This window comes from Streptomyces lydicus (assembly GCF_000717345.1).
Lineage (GTDB): Bacteria > Actinomycetota > Actinomycetes > Streptomycetales > Streptomycetaceae > Streptomyces > Streptomyces lydicus.
Map to the genome: position 1 here is coordinate 49,883 of NZ_JNZA01000041.1, position 21,681 is coordinate 71,563.

The window sequence follows — 21,681 nt, forward strand, 5'->3', positions numbered from 1 at the left end:
CGAGATGGCCGACTTCACGATCAACGCGACCCGCTTCGACCCGTACAAGAACTTCAAGTTCAGGGTCAAGTGGGACGGCCGGTACGTGGCCGGTGTCAGCAAGGTGGGCGCCCTGCGGCGGACCACCGAGGTGGTCAAGCACCGGCACGGAGGGGATCCGAGCACCAGCCGGAAGTCTCCCGGGCGCACCGAGTACGAGGCGATCACCCTGGAACGCGGCGTCACCCACGACCCGGACTTCGAGCAGTGGGCGAGCAAGGTGTGGAACTGGGGGACGGGGCTCGGCGCCGAGAGCTCGCTCAAGGACTTCCGCAAGGACGTCATCATCGAGGTCTACAACGAGGCCGGGCAACTGGCGCTCGCCTACACGGTCTACCGCTGCTGGGTCTCCGAGTTCCACGCTCTGCCGGACCTCGACGCCAACGCCCACGCGGTCGCCATCCAGTCGATCAAGCTGGAGAACGAGGGCTGGCAGCGCGACCTCGCTGTGACCGAGCCGACCGAGCCCTCGTTCGCCCCGTCGTGAGAGTCGGCTGAGCGTGCAGGCCGGGAAGACCGCGGTACGCAACCTCGCCGATCCCGCGTACCTGTTGACGGCGTGGGAGCAGGCTCTGGCTGTGCCTCCCGTCTCACGCGTGACCGTGCTGCTGCACTTGGCCGGGCTCGTCGACGACCTGGACGAAGCGCTCGACTCCGCGACCGGGCGGTGTTCGGCGCTGGCGGCCGAGGCGCACCGTATCGCCTTCGGGCGGGACGTCGACGGGCTAGTGCGCTGTCCGGCGTGCGGCGAACTGCTCGAGGCACGGGTGCGGTTGCCTTCCTCGGCCGACGTGCCGGTCGCCGAGCCGCCGGCGGATCCCGGCGAGGTGCGGGTCGGCGGGTACGCGGTCCGTGCGCCGACCGTGCGGGACCTCCTGGCCGCCGCGGTCGATCCCGGCGAGGCACGCGCCGTGCTGCTGACCCGCTGTGTGCGCAGGCTTGACGGGCGGCCTTTCGACCCGTCCGCGCTGACCTCGGACGAGGAGGCACGGGTGGACGAGGCCGCCGAACGGCTCGCGGGCGAGGCGGATGTGGTGCTGCGCGCGGAATGCCCCGCCTGCGCGGGCTGTGTGGTGGCGACGCTCGACGTGGGCGCGGTGCTGTGGGACCAGGTCGAGGCGGCGGCCCCCGCCCTGATCGCGGAGGTGGCCGCCCTCGCCCGCGCCTTCGGGTGGAGCGAGCGGGCGGTCCTGGCGCTGTCACCGACCCGGCGACAGCGCTACCTCACGCAGGCGGCCGCGCTGTGACCGGCTACTTCGACCGGATGGTGGCCCGTGCGCTCGGCCGCGAGCCCCGGCTCGTCCTGCGGCGGCGCTCCTCCTACGAACCGGCCGGCAACGGGACCCGACAAGACCTGGCGGACACGGCCGCCGGGACCGAGGAGTTCGCCCCGGCGCCGCCCGGGGACGGCCCTCCTGCACCCGGCCCGCTCACGCTCGAGACCGTGATCGGCGAACAGACAGACGGCGCCCACCGGCCTCCGTCGGTGATCGGCGAGCGGTCGGACAGCGCCCGTCGGCCTCCGTCGGTCGAGGCGACCGGGCAGCCGGCGCACCGAGCCACCGGTGCCGAGCGTCGCGCGCTCCGCGAGCCGGGCTCCTCGACGCCGGGGCGGTACGGGCCTGTCCCGGTGGTGCGGCGCGATGACGGCTCGAACACCGACCCCGTGGCGTCGCAGCCCGAACCGTACGACCGGGAGCGGTCCGGCGCGACGGGCACAGCGAATACTGGAGACGTCTCGGTCGTCTCCCGCCCCTGGCCACTCGGTGAGGAGCCGCCCCCGACGCTTCGCAGCGCGGCTGAGAGCGGCCTCGGAGCGCCCATCGGGCCCCTGATGGGACCGCCTGCCGCTGAGCTCGAACCCGACGCCGCCACGGATGCCCGCCACGGTGTGGCGTCCATGGGTGATGCGCCGTCGGACGATCTGGCGAACACCGCAGGGAACGCGCTCCCACCGGCCGCCGAGCCCACTCCGCAGTTGGGGACCGACGACCACCGCACATCGCGGCGCGCGAGCCCACCCGGGACGGCGGACCGCTCCACGCGGGGCGGTCCGGAGCAGCCCTCGGGTAGCAGTGGCACGTCCCGTCCCGCGGAACCCGGCAGCCCCCCCACCGGGTCGCCCCTGACCGAGGCGCCCCCTCAGCCGCCGCACATCGCCGTCCACCACCCCGTGGCCACCGCCCCGACAGCTCCCACCACCAGCAAGTCACCGCGGCCTGTCAGTGCGCGCCCCAGCACACCGTCAGGCACGGAAGCAACCGCGCCCGCCGCACCTGCCGCTGCCGCAGCCCGGCCGACCACGACCGCCGTCCCGGATCTCCTAGATGTGGTGCACGCGCATGTCGTGCCGGCGCTCGTCGAGCGGGGCCTGATCGCGCCCGGTACACGACCGGCCGTCCACCGGCCGGGCAACGCACCCGCCGGACCGGACGTCCCGCCGGACCGGCCGACGATCACCGTCGGTCCGCTGCGCATCGCCACGGTCCCGGACGGCCCGTCGTCGGCCGGACCAGGGGCGGGGGACGTCCACGTGCACATCGACCGGATCGACGTGCACCCGCCCCCACCACCGGCGACGCAGCCGCCGGTCTCCGCACCGCAGGCACCGCACCGGGATGTGCCCCACGTCGATCTGGCCGCCTATCTGGCCGCGCGCCGAGGTGAGCGCCGGTGAGCAACAGCCTGGCGATCGCAGCGTCGACCTCCACACTGCGGTACGTCCTCGACACGGCCCTCGGCAGCAGCCTCCCCGGCTCGGTCGGCGGCGCCCAGGTGACCACCCTGCGGCCGGACCGCATCGGCGCCGACGACCTCGCGCGCGTGCCCGGCATCAACGTGTTCCTGTACCTCGTGACGCGCAACGCCGCCTGGCACGCCCGCAGCCTGCCGCACCGCGGAACCGACGGCGCACCCTCGCAACGTCCCGTCACGGCCCTCGATCTCCACTACCTGATCACCTGCTACGGCCAGGACAGCGCACTCGAGGCGGAGCGGCTGCTCGGCCGAGCGATCAATGCGCTGGCGGTCAACCCCGTACTGGGCCCCAGCGTCGTGGCCGCGGCCGTGCGCGCCTATGGCGACGCCGACGAGACCGCCTTCCTGAAGCACACGGATCTCGCCGACCAGATCGAGTCGGTGCGGCTCTTCCCCGCCGCGCTCTCCGTCGACGAGCTGTGGAAGATCTGGTCGGTCTTCCCGCAGACGCCCTACCTGCTCTCCATCGGCTACACGGCCGGCGTCGTTCTCCTGACCGGGGAGACCGCCTCCCGGACGCCCCTGCCGGTCGCTCAGCGGGCGATCACCGTCGGCGCGTCGGGCGCGCCGTGCCTGCGCTCCGTCGTCACGGACCCGCCGGACTCGCCCGTGCTGAGCGGCACGATGCTCACCCTGCACGGGGAACGGCTGCTGGGGCCGACGACGCAGGTCCGGATCGGCCCGGCGCGTCCGGCTGTGCGACCAGGGGCGACGTCGACCCGGTTGACGGTGACCGTCGACGCACAGGTCCCGGCGGGCATGCACGCCGTCCAGGTGCTGCACCTGACGCCGTCCGCGGCGCCGGATCCGCCGTCTGCCCGGGTCACGGCTGCCTCGAACTCCCTGCCCGTCGTCGTGCGTCCGGCCGTCGCGGAGGTGACGGCGGGGCCCACCGACATCGTCCTCGCCCTGGACCCGCCCCTGTTCCCGGGCCAGCACGCGACGGTCTCACTGCTCCGCCTGGACGAGGACACCCACGACGCCCGTGGTGAACTCTGCTTCGTCCTGCCGCCGATCGGACCCGACGCTCCGGCGCAGCCGTCCGTCACCATCCCGCGCGCCGCCGTCACGGACGGCAGGTGGCTGGTCCGCATCCAGGTCGACGGCGTCGACAGTCTTCCCCACCGGGTCGACGGCGTGTACCAGGCCCCCGCGATCACCCTCCCGGTACCATGACCAGGGGCCAGAGCGGGCTCGTCGACTGGGAGCAGGCCAATCGTGACCACCTGATGGCCGAACTCGCCTTGCTGCGCCTCCTGTTGACGGAGTCCGGACGGAACGACGGGGCGGAGCACCGGCGCACCGAGGCCGAGCAGGCCGAGATCGCGGCCCGGCGCCGGCTCCCCGCCGACAGCGCGCTCGACCGGCTGGCGCACGGGTTCGGGCTGACCGGCTTCGAGCGCTCCCTGCTCCTGCTGACCGCCGGCCCCGAACTGGCCGCGGCATTCGCCGATGAACTGCGGACCGCGTGCGGCTCCCCCCTGCCCAGCTTCGGCATCGCGCTCGCCCTGCTGCCTGGAGCGCACTGGAGCGCGACCACCCCGGACGCCCCGCTGCGACGATGGAGCCTGCTGCGCCTGCTCGACACCTCGTCACCGATCAACAGTCCGCTGACCGTGGACGAGCGGGTGCTCCACCACCTGACCGGCGCCGGCTACCTCGACAGCGAACTGGCCACGATCGCCCGCCCCCTCCCGGTGCGCACACAGGTGCCCGCCCCGCTGCACCGCGCGGCCGAATCGGCGGCACACGCCTGGAGTCATCACCGGGCCGTGCTCCTGTCCGGCCCGCAGGCGGCGAACCTGCAGCTGGTCGCCGCGGCGGCGGGAGCCGCCCATGGACGTCAGGTCCTGCTCGTCTCGGTCGACGACCTGCCCACCGACGCGACGGCACGCCGGCGAACGGCCCGTCTCATAGAGCGGGAGACGGTCCTGTCCGGGCACGCCTGGGCACTCTCCCTCGACGGTGCGGATCCGGCCGAGCGCTCAGCCGTGCCCCGGGCGATCGCGGACCTGGACGTCCCGCTGGCCGTCCTCTGCGACGAGGACACGGCCGTGTCCTCCGACGCGTTCGTCCGTGTGCCGGTGGACCGCCTGTCCGCCGCCGACCGCGTGGCGCTGCTCCAGTCCGCGCTGCGGCGGGCCGGAGCACCGGAGCAGCACGCCGAGGAGGCGGCCGGAACGTTCGACCTCACGGCGGCCGACGCCGAGGAAGCGGCCCGGGACACCGCCCTCGGCACCCCGCTCTGGCAGGCCTGCCGGGAGCGGGCGAGGCCCTCCCTGTCGGGGCTCGCCCAAGTGCTGCGACCTGCGGCCCGGTGGAGCGACCTGGTGGTCCCCGAGGCCCAGGCCGCCCAGCTCCGTGCCCTGGTGGCGTCCGTGCGTCACCGCACCACGGTGCTGGACGACTGGGGATTCGCGGACCGTACGGCCGCGGAACCGGGTGCCACGGCACTGTTCGTCGGGCCGAGCGGGACGGGCAAGTCCTTCGCCGCCCAGGTGGTCGCCGGCGAGCTCGGGCTGGACCTGGTGCAGGTGGACCTCAGCCAGGTCACAAGCAAGTACATCGGCGAGACCGAGAAGAACCTCCGCCGGGTGTTCGCCGCGGCCGAGGACAGTGCGGCGGTCCTGCTGTTCGACGAGGCCGACGCGCTCTTCGGCCGGCGCTCGGAGGTCCACGACAGCCACGACCGGTACGCGAACCTGGAGACTGCCTATCTGCTCCAGCGCCTGGAGAGGTTCCGGGGACTGGCGGTCCTCACGACGAACGCCCGCTCCGCCCTGGACCGGGCCTTCACCCGTCGGCTCCGCACGGTGGTCAACTTCCCGCACCCCGACCCGGCGATGCGCGAGGCGCTGTGGCGACGGGCCTTTCCACCCGGCACCCCCGTCGATGGCCTGGACCCGGCCGAGTTGGCCCACCTGGACCTGGCCGGCGGTGAGATCGCCTCGGTCGCGCTCGCCGCGGCGTACCTCGCTGCGGCCGACCGCGGTCCGGTCGCCCACCACCACGTGGTGACCGCGGCGCGGTGGGAACTGGCGAAGTCCGGCAGGTCGGCTGTGGCCAAGCGGACCGGGAACTGACGGAGCGTCGTGGTCAGGCGGGAAGGGTCTTGTCGAGGAAGAACGTCAGAGCGAAACGGCCGCCGACGACGGCGTCGTCGGTGGGGAGCTGAATGCGGGTCAAGCCGTTTGCGTCGAGGACGAACGGGGCGTGGCAGTTAAGGCACAGGGTCGGGTCCGCACCGATAATGGCCGATCCCTCGATGACGAAGCGTCCGACAATCGGTTTGACCGACGCCGGAAGCGCGCCCAGTTGGGAAGGGAGCTGATTGTCGAGCCACCGGATTGTGTCGTCCTGCGCGAACCACTGCACGAACCGGGGACCGTTGTCGAAGGACTTGGAAGGCAGTCTGATCGTGCGAACCCCGATGAGGGGCCCAGCCCAGGGTGAGGACTCACCCGTGAGCGGCCACGGCAGATCGAGCTCGACGTAACACACTCCTTTGCCCTTCACACTTCGCTGGTCGATGTCCTGATCGACCCGGGCGAAGATGCCGCGGCGCAGGATGGCCGGCGTGAGCGCGTCACTGTTGACCAGTTTCAGGTCAGGCTCCCCGTTGACCTTTACCCCGGTGATGTGGATCCCCTGTCTCGGGGCCTGGGCGGTAACGGTCAGCGGGGCACCCGGCGTGTTCTGGAGGACGAGCCGGAGAGTGTCGCTGGGCGCTCCGGGCGCGGGCTGCCACCAGAAGGCGACGGACCCGTCCGCAGCCGTCGGGGCCGTCGCCGATGCCTGCCCGCCCGCTGTCGACAGATCCGCCGGGGGCTGTGCATCCGTCGCCTTCAGCACTAGGCCACCCGTCGTCGCCGTCGCCACCACCTGCTTGTTGGCGACGAGGCCGCAGATGCTGTCCGCCACGACCCGCACCGGCTGCGGAAGCACCTTGCCCTGAGCCTGGAGGTGCTGCCCGTCACCGCCGAGCAGTCGCAGCTCAGCGCGGTCCACGATTTTGCGCAGGGCGGTCTCAACGCTCTCCGAGGCGCCGAAGACCCCACAGTTCGCCGGTGGAGCGAAGGAGACCTCGGCGGCCGTGACGCGTTCCTTCGGTAGCGCCTGCGCGGTGACGGCCAGTGGGGCGCCTTGGGCGTTCTGCAGCGCCAGCCGGAGCACATCGGTCGCGGCTGCGTCCGCGGGCTGCCACCACAGCGCCGCCGACCCGTCCGCGCTCGTGGTCACCGTCGCCGTGCCCTGCCCGCCCGCCGTCGAGAGGTCCGCAGGAGGCTGAGCGCCCGTCGCCTTCAGCACCAGGCCGCCCGTTCCCGCCGTGGCCACCACCTGGGCACCGCTCACCGGCCCGCAGGCGCTGTCCACGACCAGTCGCACCGGCTGAGGAAGGACCTTGTCCTGGGGCCGGAGGTGTTGGCCCTCACCCCCCAGCAGTCGCAGCGTCCTGCGGCCAGCCACCTTCTCCAGGGCGCTCTGCACGGTCTCCGATGCGGCGAACACCCCGCAGCCGGACGGCGCGGTGAAGGAGATCCGGTCGGCGGTGCTGTGCCGGCCGGTCAGCGTCACGGACCGGCCGTCCTCGTGGTCCAGGAGTTCGGCGGTGACCGTCTGTGTCGCCGGACCGTGGATGTCCAGCGTCCAGGTGACCTGGGCGACGCCGTGGGAGTCGCACAGCGCGATGCGCTCGGTGTCGGCCCCCTCGCCCCCTTCGAGCCGACCGCCCTGGGTGCGGAACCGGACGCGGGCGCCTGCCAGCGGCAGTCCCCCGTTGCGGGCGGCCACCCGAAGCGGCTGGGGCAGTGCGCTGCCGGGCGGGGCCTCCTGGCCGTCGCCACCCGCCGGGTCCAGTGTGACGAGGTGGATCAGCGCCGGGAAGAGCCGGCGGCAGTCCGCTTCGAGCGTCCAGCCGTCGTTCTGCTTGTGCAGGATCGCGAGCGCCGTGGTCTGCCGGACGGGGCCGGAGGGGGGCAGTGCCTCGCCCTGCCCGTTGGGTCCGGCCGGCCAGTCGATGGAGCCGGCGGTGGCCGTCTGGCCGTAGAGCAGACGTACCGTGCGGGCCGGGACGAGCCAGTGGTCGCCGGTCGCCCGGGTCCCGCTGTCGTGGGGGAACCGGACCTGGATGCCGTCCTCCAAGTCAAGCGGCCCGGTGTCCAGGGGGCGGGCCGGGCCCTCCCAGCGGCGGACCAGTGGTGTGCGGCCGAGGCCGGCGAGGGAGGCCGGTGCGTCGCCGGTCCAGTGCACGGTCAGCCGCGTGCCGCGCTGCGCGGTGACGGTGGCGAGGAATCCGGCCCGGCCGCGCAGTTGCAGGTCGACGCCCGTCACCTCGACGGTGTCACCCGGCCGGATGGACAGCTCCTTGTCGGGTCCTTCCCGGTCGAGGGTCAGTTCGGCGCTGTCCCCGTCGACCGCCGCCGTGACGGCCAGCAGCGAGGCGACGACACTGCCGTTCTCCCGGGACCACACGAACTCCGTACCACCTGCTTCGGTAGCGCGGATCTCCACGCGGTAGAGCTGGTTCTCCAGTCGTGTGTAGCCGCCGGAACTCGTCGTGAGGCGGCAGGGATCGACCGGGGCGTCGGGTCTGCTGAGCAGCGCGGCCATGGTCCCCCGGGTGGTGGCGAAAAAGCCGGGCGCCCGCAGTGCGGCCATGTCCTGGCCTGCCGTCAGGGACATCAGCCGGACGCGCCAGACCGTCTGCGCGCGGGTGGTGGTGTCGGGGCCGCCGAGGGCCGGTTCCAGCAGCGCGGCCCGCTCGTCGGCGGTGACGTGATGGGTCCAGACGTCCAGCAGCACCGCATAACGGCCGTTCGTGGCGGGTTCCGTGACGGCCGGTACGTCGTCGACCTCGCGAACGTACGGCTGGTCGGCGAACGGCCATCCGACCGTCTCGGGAGCGGCCGGGGCGGGCGCCTCGACCAGAGTGCCCGCGACGTAGTACCGCCCGGGGGTGATGCGCAGGTCGCTCCAGGGGGTCGCGGCGGGTCGTTCTGCGGCAGCGGTGACGACGGCGAACCCGGCGCCGTCCGTCGGGCCGCCATCCGGGCCGACGACGTCGCCGGTCCTGACCTCGTCGTGGTGCGCGGTGATCGCGGCCTGTTCGTTCCAGTCCGCGTCGAGCAGCACGCGCCCTTGCTGGAGGAGGACGGCCCGGTAGGCCTGCTGCGGTTGGAACGTCCAGCGGGTGAAGTCTCCGTGCATGCGTGTCAGCTCCCGATGATGCCGATCTCCAGCCCGGCCGGTACGTAGGCGGCAAGGTGCTCGCGCACCGCCCTCACGCGCAGCGGCCGGTGCAGATGGTGGTGGACGCCCATCTCCGTGCCGCCTTCCCCGCCGTGGGTGATCTCGGCGGGGCAGGCCGGTGCGAGCGCCAGGTAGTACGGCGAGCCCGGGTCCATCGAGACGTACACGGGCTCCAGCGGGGCCCGGTCGTCGGCGGGCACGCAGTGGAAGCGTCGGGGCAGGCGTGAGCCGGGCCGGGCGTAGCAGTGGCGCAGACAGCCCGTCTGCCGTTGCTCGGCGACTGCGATGCCGTCGATCAGGCTGTCGGTGCCGTCGATAGTCCGGGCGGCCACGGTGCCCCGTACAGTGCTGCCATCGATCGAGAGTGCTGCGCCCGGTGCCATGACGGCCCTCGGGCCGGGCCGGTCGTCGTTCGGCGCGGCGGCTCGGGCGTCGATCACGGACTCGGTGACGTTGAGCACGGGGACGCGCTCCGGCAGTTCGACGGCGTGGACGACGCTGCGCACGACCTCCACCCGCAAACGGCCGTTGTCGCCCTCGTCACCCGAGGTCACCGTGATCCGCCCGGCCAGCGTGCTCTGGGCAACCGCCAGACGGCTCAGCTGCCCCGGACGGACGGTCAGATCGCCGTCCAGGAGGAAGCCGTCGAGGACGATGCCGCTGTCTGTTCCTCCCTCGACGGCCAGCGGGCCGGCGAGGTGCGGTCGCAGTCCGTCGGGCCGGTAGAAGTGGGCCGCGGCCGCCGGGTGGCCGGGGGCCGGACAGGCCGCGGCGACCAGGACGAGCCGGGCGCCGGCAGGCACCGTGGCGGTCAGGTCACCGGGGTGGCTCGCGTTGTCCCCGACCGCCACGACCACGGTCGTTCCGGCGGTGGCGGAACCGGCTGCCTCCCACAGCCCGTGGGCGAGCACGAGCCCGTCGGCCAGTGAGGTGGCCACCGTGCCGGAGGGCTCGGCGTCGGCGCGGACGGTGATGACGCCCAGCACGTTCCCGTAGCGGTGACCGTCGGCCGCGAGCACCTGGGTGTGGATCCGGCCACGGTCGTGGGTGCCCGCGCCGACGTCGGCGAGAGCCGCGTAGTGGTAGCGGACGAACAGGTCCAGCTGCGGGGCCGGTTGACCGTCCTGGTAGGCCGTGAGCTGCCCGGTGACGGTGTCCACGCTCACCTGCGTGCCTTCGACCGGCGCAAGGTCCTCGAGGCCGCAGACCCGCAGTCGCTGCGGCTCCAGCTCGGTGGGCTGCTCGACGGTGGCCGGACCCAGTCGGGCGACGCGGACCCGGACGGGCAGCAGGTCCGGGGCGACTTCGCCGCGCCGGGCGGCCGTGAGGAGGGCCAGCAGGCGCCGGGGCCGCAGCGGGACGGGCAGGTCCTCCTCGCGCGCGAGCCGGTCGGTGTCCCTGCGGCTCCGGCCGCTCGGGAAGAGCGGGGTGGTGCGGCCGAGCGGGTCGACCCGGTATCCGCCGTCGACGGCGCGTACCGCGGACCACCGGTCGCCGAGGGGCTGTTCGGCCGAGTCGGGCCCCACCAGGCGGGTGCGGAGCGGGAAGAGGACCACGCCGACGGAGGGGAGGTTGTGGCGGCCCCGCCCTCGCCCGACACTGCGCACGTCGGCCGAGCGGGCGAGCGGGTCGAAGGCGCCCCGCGCGGGATCGGTCAGGTCGGGTGGTGGTACCGAGCGGTCCACGCGGCGGTCGTGACCGCGGCCGAGGTGGTCCAGGCGTTCCGCGTGGCGCAGCGAGGCCACGGCGGGGCGGTCCGGACGGGGGTGCCGGACGTGGGTCGAGACGGCCAGCAGCCGGAAGTACTCGACGGCCCGCGCCTGCCACCCCGTGACTTCACCGGCGAGCTGTTCGAGGACCGTCGCGGTGCCCTTGCGGCGCCGGTGGGAGAGGGTATTGGCGACGACGGTGCGCCAGCTGACCCCGTCGCCGAGGTCGGGCAGGGGCTCGGCGAGGCCGATCAGATCGGCGACATACGGCAGCAGCCACTCCTCGCAGGTCTCCACGAACCAGCCGTCGTACAGGTCCCCCAAGTCCCCTTCCAGCACGGCCAGTTCCTCGGCGACCGCGGACAGCAGGGCCTGCAGGGTCCCCTCCGACCGGTCGTCGAGGGCCCACAAGTGGGCGGGAAGCAGGGCGCGGAAGCGGTCCGCCCCGCCGGGTGCTCCCGTGGTGGTCACGGTCATGGCGTCATCCTTCGGATGTCGGAGCGGTCCGCCGCCAGTGCGAGCACTGTCGCGGGCCGGATCGTGCCCGCCGCCGAGCGGGCCGGTGACGGGCCGATGACCCGTTCGGCCGCCGTGTCCGGGGGGAGAGCCGTGGATCCAGGAGACAGCCGCAGCAGGCGCGGCAGGGTGCAGGAGGCGACGCCGGGGACGCCCCGGGCCACTGCCAGCACGGCGGAGTCGGTCACCGGGGGCCCGAACGGCCGTCGGTGCGCGGCGAACTCCTGGCGCAGTGTCTCCGTGACGCGTCTGCGCACGGCGGACCACTCGGACCCCGGCTCGGGCTCGACCTCCATCCGCAGTCCGTACCAGAGCGTCCCGGCCGTCAGGACCAGCAACGGGACGCGCGGGTCGCGGACGGCGGCGAGGGCCGCGTCGAGACCGGCCAGCAGGGCGTCGTCGAGGGGCGCGGAGCCCAGTCCGGTGACCGAGACGACGACCGTGCGCCGGTGACCACTCCAGACCGTTTCGGCCCGCGCGGCTCCGACACCGGCGAGGCCGCGGACGAAGTCCTCGTGGTCGGCCACGGACACGACGCGGTCCAGCGTGCGCATGCGCAGCGGGATGTCGGGCCGGGTGTCCGCCAAGGCCGCGGGTGGCACCCAGCCACGGGTGGCGGTGGGGTTCGTGACGGCGCTGATACCGAGGGGACGGCTGAGCGGCAGGGTCAGCTGTCCGGGCTCGAGGTCGCCGTCCCTTCCGGTTCCGACCCGGTAGTCCGCGGTGATGTTCTCGGTGCCGGTGGGCAGCCGCGCGCCGTACTGGCCGTCGCCGAAGACGACCTCGACGGTGCCGTCCTCCGCGCTGCGGACGGCGAACACCGGGTCGTGCGGTCCGGCGGCGGCCAGGGACGGCACCTCGCGCCAGGGAGCCCCGTCGACGCTGATCCGCAGCGTACTCGCCGGTTCCGCGGTCGCCTGCGTCCGTCGGTAGCTGAGCGGTCCGCGCCGGGTGCGCAGGCGGTGGAAGGTACGGGCGCCGTCGCCGCTGCCGAGCACCTGGTGGACCGGCTCCCCGTGGGTGGCCCCCACCACGTTGCCCAGGACGGAGACGGTATGAGGAAGGTAGGAGTGCTCTAGGGGGCGGTCCAGGGTGACGGTCATGACGGTGCCCGTGTCGTCGATCGTGCTGGTCAGCACCATCGCCCGTTCCGCCGCAGGGGTCCCGTCGACGGTGGTACCGCGGACGATGACGGCCCGCTCCGGGGGCAACGGGTCCGTGGTGGCCACGAGTTCCAGCTCGGAGCCCGCCACCGGGCGGGTCCGCGGCATCACCGACGCCGGCAGCTCGGCCGACTGGCAGTGTACGAGCGTGGTCCGGACGTCGAACAGCGCCGGATCGACGGCGTCGTCGATCCGGACCTGCGTGGTCCGGCCGCTGAGCCCGTTGTGCGCCTCGCCCGAGGGCGTCACCTGTCGTGCCGTCAAGGGCAGGCAGGTGGCGCCGACCTGCACGACCAGCCAGGAGCCGGGCAGGATGCGCGGGTGGTCGCCGTCCAGGGTGAGGTACCTGTCGGTGCCGCTGGCGGGTGCCTCGGTCGCGGACCCGGACGGCTGGCCGGTGAGTGCGAGGAGAGCGGCATCGGGAGCGTTCCAGCCGAAGAGGTTGGCGCGTGCGGCGAAGGTGTGGACACTGCCGCCCGGTCCGTGCGGCCGGTCGCCCGTGGGGAGGGTGCCGGTCGTGACGGGCTCGAGGTCGAGCAGCGTCCAGGACGGGTGCCCCGGGGGTGCGGCCGTCACGCCGGTCACCCGCAGGACGGCCGGGGTGGGTGCGTCCCGCTCCGGGCCCGGGTCCAGGCCGACCGCCAAGAGGGTGTCACCGGGTCGCAGCACATGTGCGGTGCCGGTCAGCCAGAGCCGCCGCGTCGCCTCGTCACAGACCTGCGGGTCGGTGGTGACGGCGGCGAGGGCGTTCCAGGCGGCCCGCGCGTCGAGGTCGTCGTCGGTCTCGAACACCTGCGGTGCCTGGTGTTGGCCCGGCACGCTCTGCACCAGGGAACCCTTCGGCACTATGGCGGCCGTGGGCGCGCCGACCGCCTCCTCCACGGTGAACGCCAGATCGGCTGCGGCCGCGACTCCGGGACCGAGTTCCTGGCCGAGGCTGCGAGCCAGTTCACGAACCGAGCGCAGTTCGGTGGCGGTCCGCAGGTAGCCCTCCTGGGCGATCCGCTCGGTGTAGAAGGAGACGATGTCGGCGACCACGGCCCATCCGTCCAGCAGGGCGATGGCCGGTTCGTCGGCGGGGCGCCGGGCCAGCGCCCGGACGGCCGCCGGCTGTGCCTGGTGCTGGAGGGTGGCCCGCATGGCGGTCATCGCCCGGGCATGAGTGGAGATCCGGCGGCTGAGGGCGGGTTGGCCCGGCGGGTTGGCGGTGGACCGCTCGGCACGGCCTGCCTCGGGACGGGTCACGGGCCGCTCCGCTCGACGATCTCGATCTGTCCGAACCGGGGGCGACGGGGGTCGCTGTCGCAGCGCAGCGTTTCGCGCTCCGACGCCCGGATCCGTCCGGCGGCCAGGTTGGCCCGGTGCTCCGCCTCGCCCGCGCCCAGCCGGGCGAAGCGCTGCACGTCCACCAGGGCCGTTCCGACCACGGCCATCGCCGCGCCGACCAGGTCGCTCAGCAGGAGGGGCCGACCCAGGGCGAGCCGGTCCGGGTGGAAGAAGCCTCGGCCGCCGGCGGGGAGCACGGCTGCCGACAGCGCCGTGCGCAGTTGGCGTGCGACCGTCTCGGCGAGGTGTCCCCGGCCCGGGCAGAAGGCGATCCGCAGGTCCAGTGGGACGACGACCGCGCGGGCGAGCTCCACTTCAACTCCGGCCGTTCGCCGGGTGTCGAGCAGGCCGGCGAGGCCGGGGGCGAACGAGTCCGCGCCGTCCTCGACGTCCACGACGACCTGCTGGACGTGCCAGGAGCCGGCCCACCGTGACCGGGAGGCGGCCCTGCGGACGCCCTGGGCGCCGAGGGCGACGGCGGTGTAGTCGGCGGCGGTGACGGCCCGTCGGCGCAGGTGGAAGGTGTTCGAGGCCAGTTCCCTGACCTCGGGCAGCGGCTGCGGATCGGTGCCGCCAGAGGCGGCCAGCGGGTTGGTGACGGCGATCCCGTCGAGCAGCGTGCCGTCGGGCAGGGGCAGCAGGGTGGTGAGCGTGTCCGGTCCGGTGTTGCCCGCCGTGCCGCCGCCGAGCCGGTAGCGGGCGGTCAGCACCGCGCCGGGCCCGGGCCGCCGTCCGGTGGTGCCGTCGCCGAAACGCAGCCGGACCGTGCGGTCGGCTTCCGGCTCGGCGACGAACAGCGCTGCCCCGCAGCCGCTGCCGATCAGGTCCGGGCTGGCCGTCCAGCGCAGGGTGCCGTCGTCGAGCAGGAGTTGGGCGACGGCCTCGCGTGGATCAGGGCGCAGGGCCTCCGTCGCGCTGCGCCAGCCACGGCTGGTTGCCGTGTCGCCGACCGGGGCCGGGTCGGCGGGCGCTGCCCAGGCGAGGCCCGGCCGGCGAAGCACTGGGCGGTAGGCGCCGTCGGCGACCGACGGCGGATCGAGGTGTTGTCCGGTGAGCGAGGCGCCGTGGTCGGCGAGGACGACGTTGGCGAACGCCACGGTCGTCGGCCGTGGGTCGGTCGGGTCAGGGGTGGAAACCCTCAGCTCCACCGGCAGCGCGTCGCCTTCGTGCCAGTGCAGTTCGAGGACGCGCCGGGTGGCCAGGAGCGTGTCGACGCGTTCGGCCGGGTCGCGGTCCAGGCGCACCGCGCAGCGGCGGGCCGGATCGCCGTCGGCTGTCCCGCCCAAGGCGCCGACGTCGACCAGGAGCAGGACGTCACCCGCTCGCAGACCGGGGTCGGCGTCCGCCGGCACCGCCACGAAGGCCGACGTGGCGCCGACCGGCAGGGTGACCTCCCGGGCGCCCCAGGCGTGCAGTGGGAGACGGTTGCGGTCGCGGCTGAGCCGGGCAGCGGCGCAGGTTTCGAACACGACGGCGCCGGCACCGGCCGCCTCCGCCACCGGGGGCGGCCGTCGACCGGGCGCGGACCCACGGTCGGCGACCGCGCTGCCGCGCGGCAGGTCCGTCGTCGTCGGGGTGTCGAACGTCAGCCAGGTACGGGCCGAACAACCCTCGTGCATCCGGTGGTCGAGGAGTCGGGCGTGTCGGCGGACGGATGTCCGCAGGCGGGCAGTGCTCAGGTAGGCCTCGGTGGCGATGGCGTCCTGACGGTAGGCCAGCCGGTCGCCGAGGTAGGCGAACAGTTCGATGAGGGTGATCCCGATGTCGGCCGGCGAGCGGTCCGTCCAGTCCGGCAGCAGCACGCTCAACCGGTCCAGCAGTCGGGTGCGCAGGCCCTCGTAGTCCCGGGCGAGGTAGTCGAGGACGGGGGAGGCGGCGGTCCCGGGCGCGTCGTCGGGCGTTCGGCAGTCCAGCTCGACGGGGCAGTCCGCACCGAAGTCCAGCGGGATCTGTGCGAGCGGTCCGTCGATTCCCTGGGGCGTGCCCGTGCCGTCCTCGCCGACCAGAGCGAGCGTGTGGACCGACCGGCCGCCGCCTTCGGTCCGCACGACGAGGACGCGGCTGCGGACCCCGGCCGGGACGGCGTCGTCCACCTGCCGTCGGTCGTCCCCTGTCACGCCCGGCAATGGGTCCGGGCCGGTCACTTCCTCCGCCGAGTAAGCCCAGAGCACCCGGGCCGGGTCGGCCATCGGGTCGTTGCCGGCGCCGTCGGCCAGGACGATCCGGTCCCGGGCGGCACCTCCGGTGATCCAGGCGGGCACCGGTCCTTGGACGAGGTGTACGGCCAGGGTCCGCTGCTGCGAGGTGCCGGGGCGGCCGGGCTCGGCGGGCCGCCCGGGCAGCACCTCGACGAAGTCGATCCCGTCGAGGCCTCGGGCTGCCGCGATTAGGGCCTTCCGGGCGTCCCGGTCGAGGCCCGCGACCGGCGAGAAGCCGACGGGCTGCCCGGCTGCCCGCGCCTGGGGACGTCCGTGGGCGTCGGTCACGGGGCACCACTCCCCCCGCTCACCCGCAGCACCTTGCTCTCCCCCGACGGGCTGCCGGGTCTCAGCGCGGTGTACACCACGGTGACCGACAGCACGGCGTCCTGTGCCTCCACGGTAATGTCGTCGAGTCTGAGCAAGTCGCCGAGCCACTGCTGGACCGCGGCCTGGACGAGGGCCTGCGTGCCGCGGGCGAGTTCGTCGTTGCCCGGGGCGAAGACCATCCGGTCGACCCCGGCGCCGAAGTCCGGGCGGTTCACCCGCTCACCGGGCCGGGTGAACAGCACCGCCTCGATCAGCCCGCGCAGATACTCCTCGTCGTCGACCAGCGCGAGGCGGCCCCGGGTGTCCAGGCGCAGCGGGAATCCCAGGTGCATCACACCCCCCGTACTCGGGCCTGGACGGTGGTGACGAACAGGGGTCCGCCCGTGGGGATGCAGACGGCCGTGCCGCCCTGGATCACCAGCGGCAGGCCGAGCGACCGGATGCGGCTGGTGCCCGCCGTCCACTGCCCGGTCGCGCACGGCAGGGTGCCCGGGGCCGGGGCGCACCCCGCGACCGCCCACGGCGGTCCCACCACGACGGTGGCGCGCCCCGAGACCTTGACGCGCGGGTTCAGGACGGTGGGGGTGGCCCGGCCGGCGTGGAGGCAGATCGTGACGGCGCCGTCATGGGCCAGGTATCCAGGCATCAGGTCACCTCCAGAGCGCCGTTGTTCACCGAGACGGTGGGCCCGCTGAGCTTCACATCGGCCGGTCCCGCCGACAGCTCCAGTCCCTCGCCGGTGCAGGAGATCCGCACGGGAACGGCCGCGGCCGGTGGGCCGACCTCGATGGTGAACCCGCCGCCCGGGAGGTCGCTGAGCGTGACCGTCACGGCTTCTGTCTTCCACATCTTGACCCCGGGCAGGGCCCCGGCGGCGGGCGCCTCGCCGGTGCCCCAGAAGCATCCGGCCAGGATCGGCCGGTCCGGATCACCCGCCTCGAACTCGACCCACACGTTGGCGCCGGTCGGCGGTACGGCGAACAGACCCACATCGGGGCCGGCGTACGGCACGCAGGGCTCGGCCCAGGAGAGCCGGCCGGTGCCGAGCACGGCCGGGACGCTGACCTGCACCCGCCCCCGCATCAGGGGATCCGTGTTCGCGGTGACCTTCCCCCGGTACTTCCCGTAGAACCTGGTCACACTCGCCTCCTCCGGTCGCCGCCCGGCCCGCCCGTCGTCATGGCAGCACCACCGGAACCGTCGAACCGTGGCCGTCCCGGGCCAGGACGAAACGCTGGGTGTAGGACCCGGGTTCGAGGGCGTGCTCGACGCTGCGGACGTACCACAGGCCGTCGTGCGACCAGCCGGCCCCGCGCACGCCGACCAGGGCCCGCGGGCGGAGCACGTCGCCGTAGCGCTCGCCATCGGCCTCGCCCTCGGCCACCACGGCGTCGGCGGACCGGTCCACCCGCGCTCGGGCCCGGGAGAACGCGCCGATCACGTCCACGCCGCTGTCGCGGACCTCGCGCCGCCGCCGGACGTCCGCCTGGTGCCGCAGCCAAAGCGGGACGACAGCCAGGGGTTCGAGGAGGCTGCCGGACACCGCCACCGGGACCTGGGCTCCGGTCCTCGGGTCTTGGACGGCGCCGTCGATGAGGACCGGAGCGAGCGCGTCGGTGCGAAAGCGGATCTGGCGGACGTTGGTATCCGGGCCGAGACTCACCGACAGGCAACGTTGTGGCGCGCCCGTGCGCACCGGGGGTCCCCAGTAGAAGCGGCTCGTCCCGGGTGTCGGGCCGGGGATCACACAGGTGACGAAGCCGTGCCGCCGGGCTAGTTCGGTCAGGTGACCCAGGTCTGTGGCGTGCTGGGTGGGGACGCGTTCCAGCGGCAGGGCGGGCTCGGTGTCCGCGGGCCGGACGGCCATGGGGATGATCCCGTCGGCTGCGTACGGGGCGAGGATCGCCAGGGCCTGCTGGTGGTCGTCGAGGGCCGGGTACTCCGCGTCGGCCTCGACGCGGTCCAGCAGATAGGAGACGTCCTCGCCGGTGACGGTGAGGGAGGCCGTCCCCGGCCCGTCCCCCGGAGTCAGTTCCACGGCGGTGATGACGCCGTCGAACAGGACCTTTGGCACCGCGCCGACGGCGAGGACGAGGATCACCCGGGCGAATGGCGTGATCGGCCCCGCCGCCAGAACCGGCGTGTCGCGCAGGGCGGGAAGCCCCGAACGGCCCGCGTCGAAGGTGAGCGTGAACGCCGACCGCTGCGCGTCGCTCTCGAGCACCCGGACGGACCGCAGCCGCTGCGTGAGATCGGCGGGCAACGGCACGGGGATCGTCGCCCCCATCAGGACGGTCAGGCGCAGGCTGGACAGTGACACCCGATCAGACCTCCGGGGTGGGGATCTGCAGCAGGAGGCCCTCCGGCGCGGCGCCGATCAGGTCGTGCAGGGCGAGTCCTGGATTGGCGTCGGCCACCCACCAGTAGGCGAGCGGGTCGCCGAGATAGCGGGCGGTCACCGTGTCGAGCCGGTCACCCGCGATGACCAGATGGGTCGCGAGCGGCCGTCCGGGCGCGGGCGCCGTCGGCCGGTCCTGGCGCAGGTAACGCACCTGCCGCTCGGTGCCGTCGGCGTCGCGCACCGTGGCCACCGCGACCCCGGCACCGTCGTACCTGCCCGCCACGTCAGCCCGCCACGGTGCCGGTCACGGCCGAGACCGCCCCGGAGACACCGGCCACCACGGCCATCGCCTCCTTCATCACCTGGTGCACCAGGAAGAGCGCGTACCCGGGGCTGCCCACCGGCAGGTCGTCGTAGGAGAGGACCTGCGCCGACAGGTCCACGGAGGCACGGGTGGGAAAGAGGTCGGGGGTGAAGGCGTGTTCGGTGATGCCGAAGCTCTGGATCCGCACCGGAACCGCGCGGCCCGGCCCCCAGACCAGCACGGCGAGAGGGCTCTCCGGCGGCACGATCTCCAGGGTGCCGACCGCGAGCAGCGCGGCGTTCGCGACCACTTGTGCGGTACTCGGGTACAACAGCATCTCCAGCGCGGCGAGCTGGGGGGCGATACCGACGGCCGCCACCGGGTCGCCCTGCTCCATTTGATCGGCGGCGTCGACCTCGACGGTCATGGTCACCGTCTCCACGGGCGCTCCCGTCGTGCGACGGGCGTCGGAGGCCCTGCCGGACGCGGTCGCACGCGGCTGCAGACTGCGCGTCATCCGGTCGGGGTTGTACTGGAAGACGACGAGACGGGAGAGCGGGCTGTCGGGATCCACCTGGACGATGGCCCCGCACAAGACCCTCGGACTGCCCGGAAAGCTCCTCATGGGCGTCACCTTCAGTCCTCGCCGTCACCCCGGCGTCACGCACGCGTCACAGCACCGGCGGCTCGCTGCGGAGCCGAGGCGATCGCAAGCGACCCGCCGACGGACTATTTTGACAGAAAGTGTTTATAGCATCACAATCTGCGAGAAAGCGGCCGCCTCGTGGAGAGGGAGCAGACGGCATGCCACGCAACTCGACCGCCCATGCCACCGCACCCGGTCCTCCCGTCGCCGCGCGCGGCCGCCTCGTCACCGCACAGCCGGCCGAGCACGTGGCACTCACCCTGCTGGGCTCGTTCCGCCTGCAGATCGGGCAGATGGAGGTCTGCCTGCCCGTCAGCGCGCAGCGGCTGATGGTGATCCTTGCCCTGCGCGGGCGGCAGAGCCGCAGCCGGGTCGCCGGCACCCTGTGGCCCGAAAGCCCCGAGAGCAAAGCACTGGGCAATCTCCGTACCGGGATCTGGCGCGTCAACCAGACCGCTCCGGGGATGGTGACGGGCATCGGCGGAGCCATCGACCTCGCCGCGCACGTCACCGTGGACGTACGCGTCCTCGTCGAACAGACGAAGGCTCTCCTGCGGGAAGCGCCGCCCGGCGCCTCGGCCGTGCCGGAAGCCGTCGGCGACGGCGGAGAACTCCTTCCGGACTGGGACGACGAGTGGCTCGCCCATGAGCGCGAACGGTTGCGCCAGTTACACCTCCACCTCCGGGAGACGTTCGCCGAACGGCTCGCCGAGCAGGGGAAGTTCGGGCTCGCTCTGGACGTGGCTCTCGGCGCGCTGCGCCTGGACAACCTGCGGGAGAGCGCACACCGCTCGGTCATCCGCATCCACCTCCAGGAGGGCAACCTCAGCGAGGCACGCCGCGCCTACGCGACCTGCCGGCAAGTACTGGAGCAGGAGCTCGGCGTCTCACCGGCGCCCGAGACCACCCGGATACTCGACCGCACCGACGATCGCTTCGAACCCACCCGCATCCGCCGGAAAGTGGTGCAGAGATGAACACGCCCTTGTCCGAAAGCTCATGGCGGATCACGCCGTCGCCCACGTCGCTCGATCCGTTCGCCAACCCGGCCACCGTGGTGTCGTTCGCGATCACGAACAACGCGGCAACTCCCTCGCAACGGAGGGGCACCATTGAGGTGCAACCGGGCGCGGGGATGGACCTGTCCTGGTTCTCGCTGCACCGGGAGACCCGCACGTTCGCCCCGGGCGCCACCCAGACCGTCGACATCAAGGTGGCTCCGCCCGCCGGTGCGGTCGCGGGTGAGTTCAGCTTCACGTGCCTCGTCTTCGACGCCGACAATCCCGCCCTGGGAACGACCGTGGAGAGCGCGCCCGTCCTCCTGGGCGCCGGAGTCACACGCGCGAGCGTGGAGGTGCGCGCTCCCGACATCAACCGGATCTTCAATCCCACGGGTGTCCTCATGGTGCTCGAGGACCTCACCCCGCCCATCCAGCTCGCCGGCACCACCGGAGAGGGGTTCCTCCAGTCGCGTCTGACGCCGCCTGGTGTCGCGGGAACCATCGGCGCGGGCAAGTTCCCCTACGAGTACAGCGTCGAAATGACCTCGGTCTCCGGGCCGCTGCCGGCGTCCGCTGTGCGCACGCTCAGCCTCGACTTCGGGCCCATCACGCCACTCAACTACAACGGAGCCGGCCCGTCGGACGTCTTCGTCACCACCCAAGGGGCATTGGGGAACGTCAGGCCCGCGTCCATCACCCAGTGGAAGGACCGGCTCACCATCGACTTCGGCATCCCGGGTGTCGCGGCCGACGAGGGCAGGAGCTTCTTCGTGGGCATCTCGTCGGACCACCCACCGCGTGACACCACGGCCCAGATCACGGACGGAGCCGGGAACGTGTACACGATCGCCGCCAAGGCGCCGGCCTTCCCCTAAAGTCCGGCGCGGGAAGTGGTGGTCGGCGCGGCTGGATGCCTTGGTCATGAGCGTGGACTGGTGGGTGTGAGGATGGCTTGGGTTGTGAGGTAGGCATCCAGGGCTTTGGGGGCCATGGCGACTCTGCTGCGCAATTCGCTGCGGGGGCGGGGTGGGTCCGCGATGATCGCGGGAACAACGCGTGCTGCACATCGGCCACAAGGTCACGGGGCTGCTCCTCGCTCCGG

The 21,681-nt window shown here is 73.3% G+C and carries 17 protein-coding genes; 7 read left to right on the forward strand and 10 right to left on the reverse strand.

Annotated features, from left to right (window positions below; genetic code table 11):
• Positions 1–4 precede the first annotated feature (4 nt).
• From OO62_RS30775 to OO62_RS30795, 5 genes are all read left to right on the forward strand, one after another.
• Entirely contained in the window at positions 5–526 is a 522-nt protein-coding gene (locus OO62_RS30775; protein ID WP_033270929.1) for a phage tail protein, read from the forward strand.
• A 109-nt stretch (positions 527–635) separates the two neighbouring features.
• The gene (locus OO62_RS37180; RefSeq protein WP_129322915.1) at positions 636–1,286 is read left to right on the forward strand and encodes a hypothetical protein; all 651 of its coding nucleotides are present in this window, start codon (positions 636–638) and stop codon (positions 1,284–1,286) included.
• A gap of 1,085 nt (positions 1,287–2,371) precedes the next feature.
• A complete protein-coding gene (locus tag OO62_RS30785) occupies positions 2,372–2,716 on the forward strand; it encodes a hypothetical protein (RefSeq protein ID WP_129322914.1) in 345 nt (114 codons plus the stop codon).
• On the forward strand, positions 2,713–3,972 hold the full coding sequence (locus OO62_RS30790) for a Pvc16 family protein (protein WP_033270931.1): 1,260 nt from the start codon (positions 2,713–2,715) through the stop codon (positions 3,970–3,972). The genes OO62_RS30785 and OO62_RS30790 overlap by 4 nt, the downstream gene beginning before the upstream one ends.
• Complete coding sequence (locus tag OO62_RS30795) at positions 3,969–5,879, forward strand: ATP-binding protein (RefSeq protein ID WP_033270932.1); 1,911 nt, start codon at positions 3,969–3,971, stop codon at positions 5,877–5,879. Before OO62_RS30790 ends, OO62_RS30795 begins: the two co-directional genes overlap by 4 nt.
• 13 nt (positions 5,880–5,892) lie before the next feature.
• Here OO62_RS30795 and OO62_RS37185 read toward each other — a convergent pair whose 3' ends face one another.
• From OO62_RS37185 to OO62_RS30845, 10 genes are read right to left on the reverse strand one after another with little or no spacing between them, the layout of a single operon-like run.
• On the reverse strand, positions 5,893–9,003 hold the full coding sequence (locus tag OO62_RS37185) for a DUF6519 domain-containing protein (RefSeq protein ID WP_051733747.1): 3,111 nt from the start codon (positions 9,001–9,003) through the stop codon (positions 5,893–5,895).
• Between the two features lie 5 nt (positions 9,004–9,008).
• Positions 9,009–11,231: a hypothetical protein gene (locus OO62_RS30805; RefSeq protein ID WP_033270933.1), complete on the reverse strand. Its 2,223-nt coding sequence runs from the start codon at positions 11,229–11,231 to the stop codon at positions 9,009–9,011.
• Entirely contained in the window at positions 11,228–13,678 is a 2,451-nt protein-coding gene (locus OO62_RS30810; protein WP_033270934.1) for a putative baseplate assembly protein, read from the reverse strand. The genes OO62_RS30805 and OO62_RS30810 overlap by 4 nt, the downstream gene beginning before the upstream one ends.
• Positions 13,675–16,245, reverse strand: coding sequence for a baseplate J/gp47 family protein (locus OO62_RS30815; RefSeq protein ID WP_051733748.1), 2,571 nt, complete (start codon positions 16,243–16,245; stop codon positions 13,675–13,677). Before OO62_RS30815 ends, OO62_RS30810 begins: the two co-directional genes overlap by 4 nt.
• A complete protein-coding gene (locus tag OO62_RS30820) occupies positions 16,242–16,619 on the reverse strand; it encodes a GPW/gp25 family protein (protein ID WP_033270935.1) in 378 nt (125 codons plus the stop codon). Before OO62_RS30820 ends, OO62_RS30815 begins: the two co-directional genes overlap by 4 nt.
• Complete coding sequence (locus OO62_RS30825) at positions 16,619–16,933, reverse strand: hypothetical protein (RefSeq protein WP_033270936.1); 315 nt, start codon at positions 16,931–16,933, stop codon at positions 16,619–16,621. Before OO62_RS30825 ends, OO62_RS30820 begins: the two co-directional genes overlap by 1 nt.
• Positions 16,933–17,427, reverse strand: a complete 495-nt coding sequence (locus tag OO62_RS30830; protein WP_033270937.1) for a phage baseplate assembly protein V — start codon at positions 17,425–17,427, stop codon at positions 16,933–16,935. The genes OO62_RS30825 and OO62_RS30830 overlap by 1 nt, the downstream gene beginning before the upstream one ends.
• Positions 17,428–17,464: 37 nt before the next feature.
• Entirely contained in the window at positions 17,465–18,607 is a 1,143-nt protein-coding gene (locus OO62_RS30835; RefSeq protein WP_033270938.1) for a hypothetical protein, read from the reverse strand.
• A gap of 4 nt (positions 18,608–18,611) precedes the next feature.
• Positions 18,612–18,911 (reverse strand): tail protein X, encoded by a 300-nt coding sequence (locus OO62_RS30840; protein WP_051733749.1) that lies wholly within the window; start codon positions 18,909–18,911, stop codon positions 18,612–18,614.
• 1 nt (position 18,912) lies between these two features.
• Positions 18,913–19,557: a hypothetical protein gene (locus OO62_RS30845; protein ID WP_033270939.1), complete on the reverse strand. Its 645-nt coding sequence runs from the start codon at positions 19,555–19,557 to the stop codon at positions 18,913–18,915.
• A gap of 179 nt (positions 19,558–19,736) precedes the next feature.
• Between OO62_RS30845 and OO62_RS30850 the strand changes: the two genes are divergently transcribed.
• Positions 19,737–20,555: an AfsR/SARP family transcriptional regulator gene (locus OO62_RS30850; protein ID WP_051733750.1), complete on the forward strand. Its 819-nt coding sequence runs from the start codon at positions 19,737–19,739 to the stop codon at positions 20,553–20,555.
• Positions 20,552–21,454 carry a hypothetical protein gene (locus OO62_RS30855; RefSeq protein ID WP_129322913.1) on the forward strand — a complete coding sequence of 301 codons (903 nt, stop codon included), beginning with the start codon at positions 20,552–20,554 and terminating at the stop codon, positions 21,452–21,454. Before OO62_RS30850 ends, OO62_RS30855 begins: the two co-directional genes overlap by 4 nt.
• The last annotated feature ends 227 nt before the right edge of the window (positions 21,455–21,681 follow it).

Bases quoted from the DNA above. Each gene is read 5' to 3' on its own strand.
- OO62_RS30850 (WP_051733750.1), top strand. From the start codon at position 19,737: ATGCCACGCAACTCGACCGCCCATGCCACCGCACCCGGTCCTCCCGTC.
- OO62_RS30845 (WP_033270939.1), bottom strand. From the start codon at position 19,557: ATGAGGAGCTTTCCGGGCAGTCCGAGGGTCTTGTGCGGGGCCATCGTC.
- OO62_RS30805 (WP_033270933.1), bottom strand. From the start codon at position 11,231: ATGACCGTGACCACCACGGGAGCACCCGGCGGGGCGGACCGCTTCCGC.
- OO62_RS37185 (WP_051733747.1), bottom strand. From the start codon at position 9,003: ATGCACGGAGACTTCACCCGCTGGACGTTCCAACCGCAGCAGGCCTAC.
- OO62_RS30820 (WP_033270935.1), bottom strand. From the start codon at position 16,619: ATGCACCTGGGATTCCCGCTGCGCCTGGACACCCGGGGCCGCCTCGCG.
- OO62_RS30855 (WP_129322913.1), top strand. From the start codon at position 20,552: ATGAACACGCCCTTGTCCGAAAGCTCATGGCGGATCACGCCGTCGCCC.
- OO62_RS30825 (WP_033270936.1), bottom strand. From the start codon at position 16,933: ATGCCTGGATACCTGGCCCATGACGGCGCCGTCACGATCTGCCTCCAC.
- OO62_RS30795 (WP_033270932.1), top strand. From the start codon at position 3,969: ATGACCAGGGGCCAGAGCGGGCTCGTCGACTGGGAGCAGGCCAATCGT.
- OO62_RS30775 (WP_033270929.1), top strand. From the start codon at position 5: ATGGCCGACTTCACGATCAACGCGACCCGCTTCGACCCGTACAAGAAC.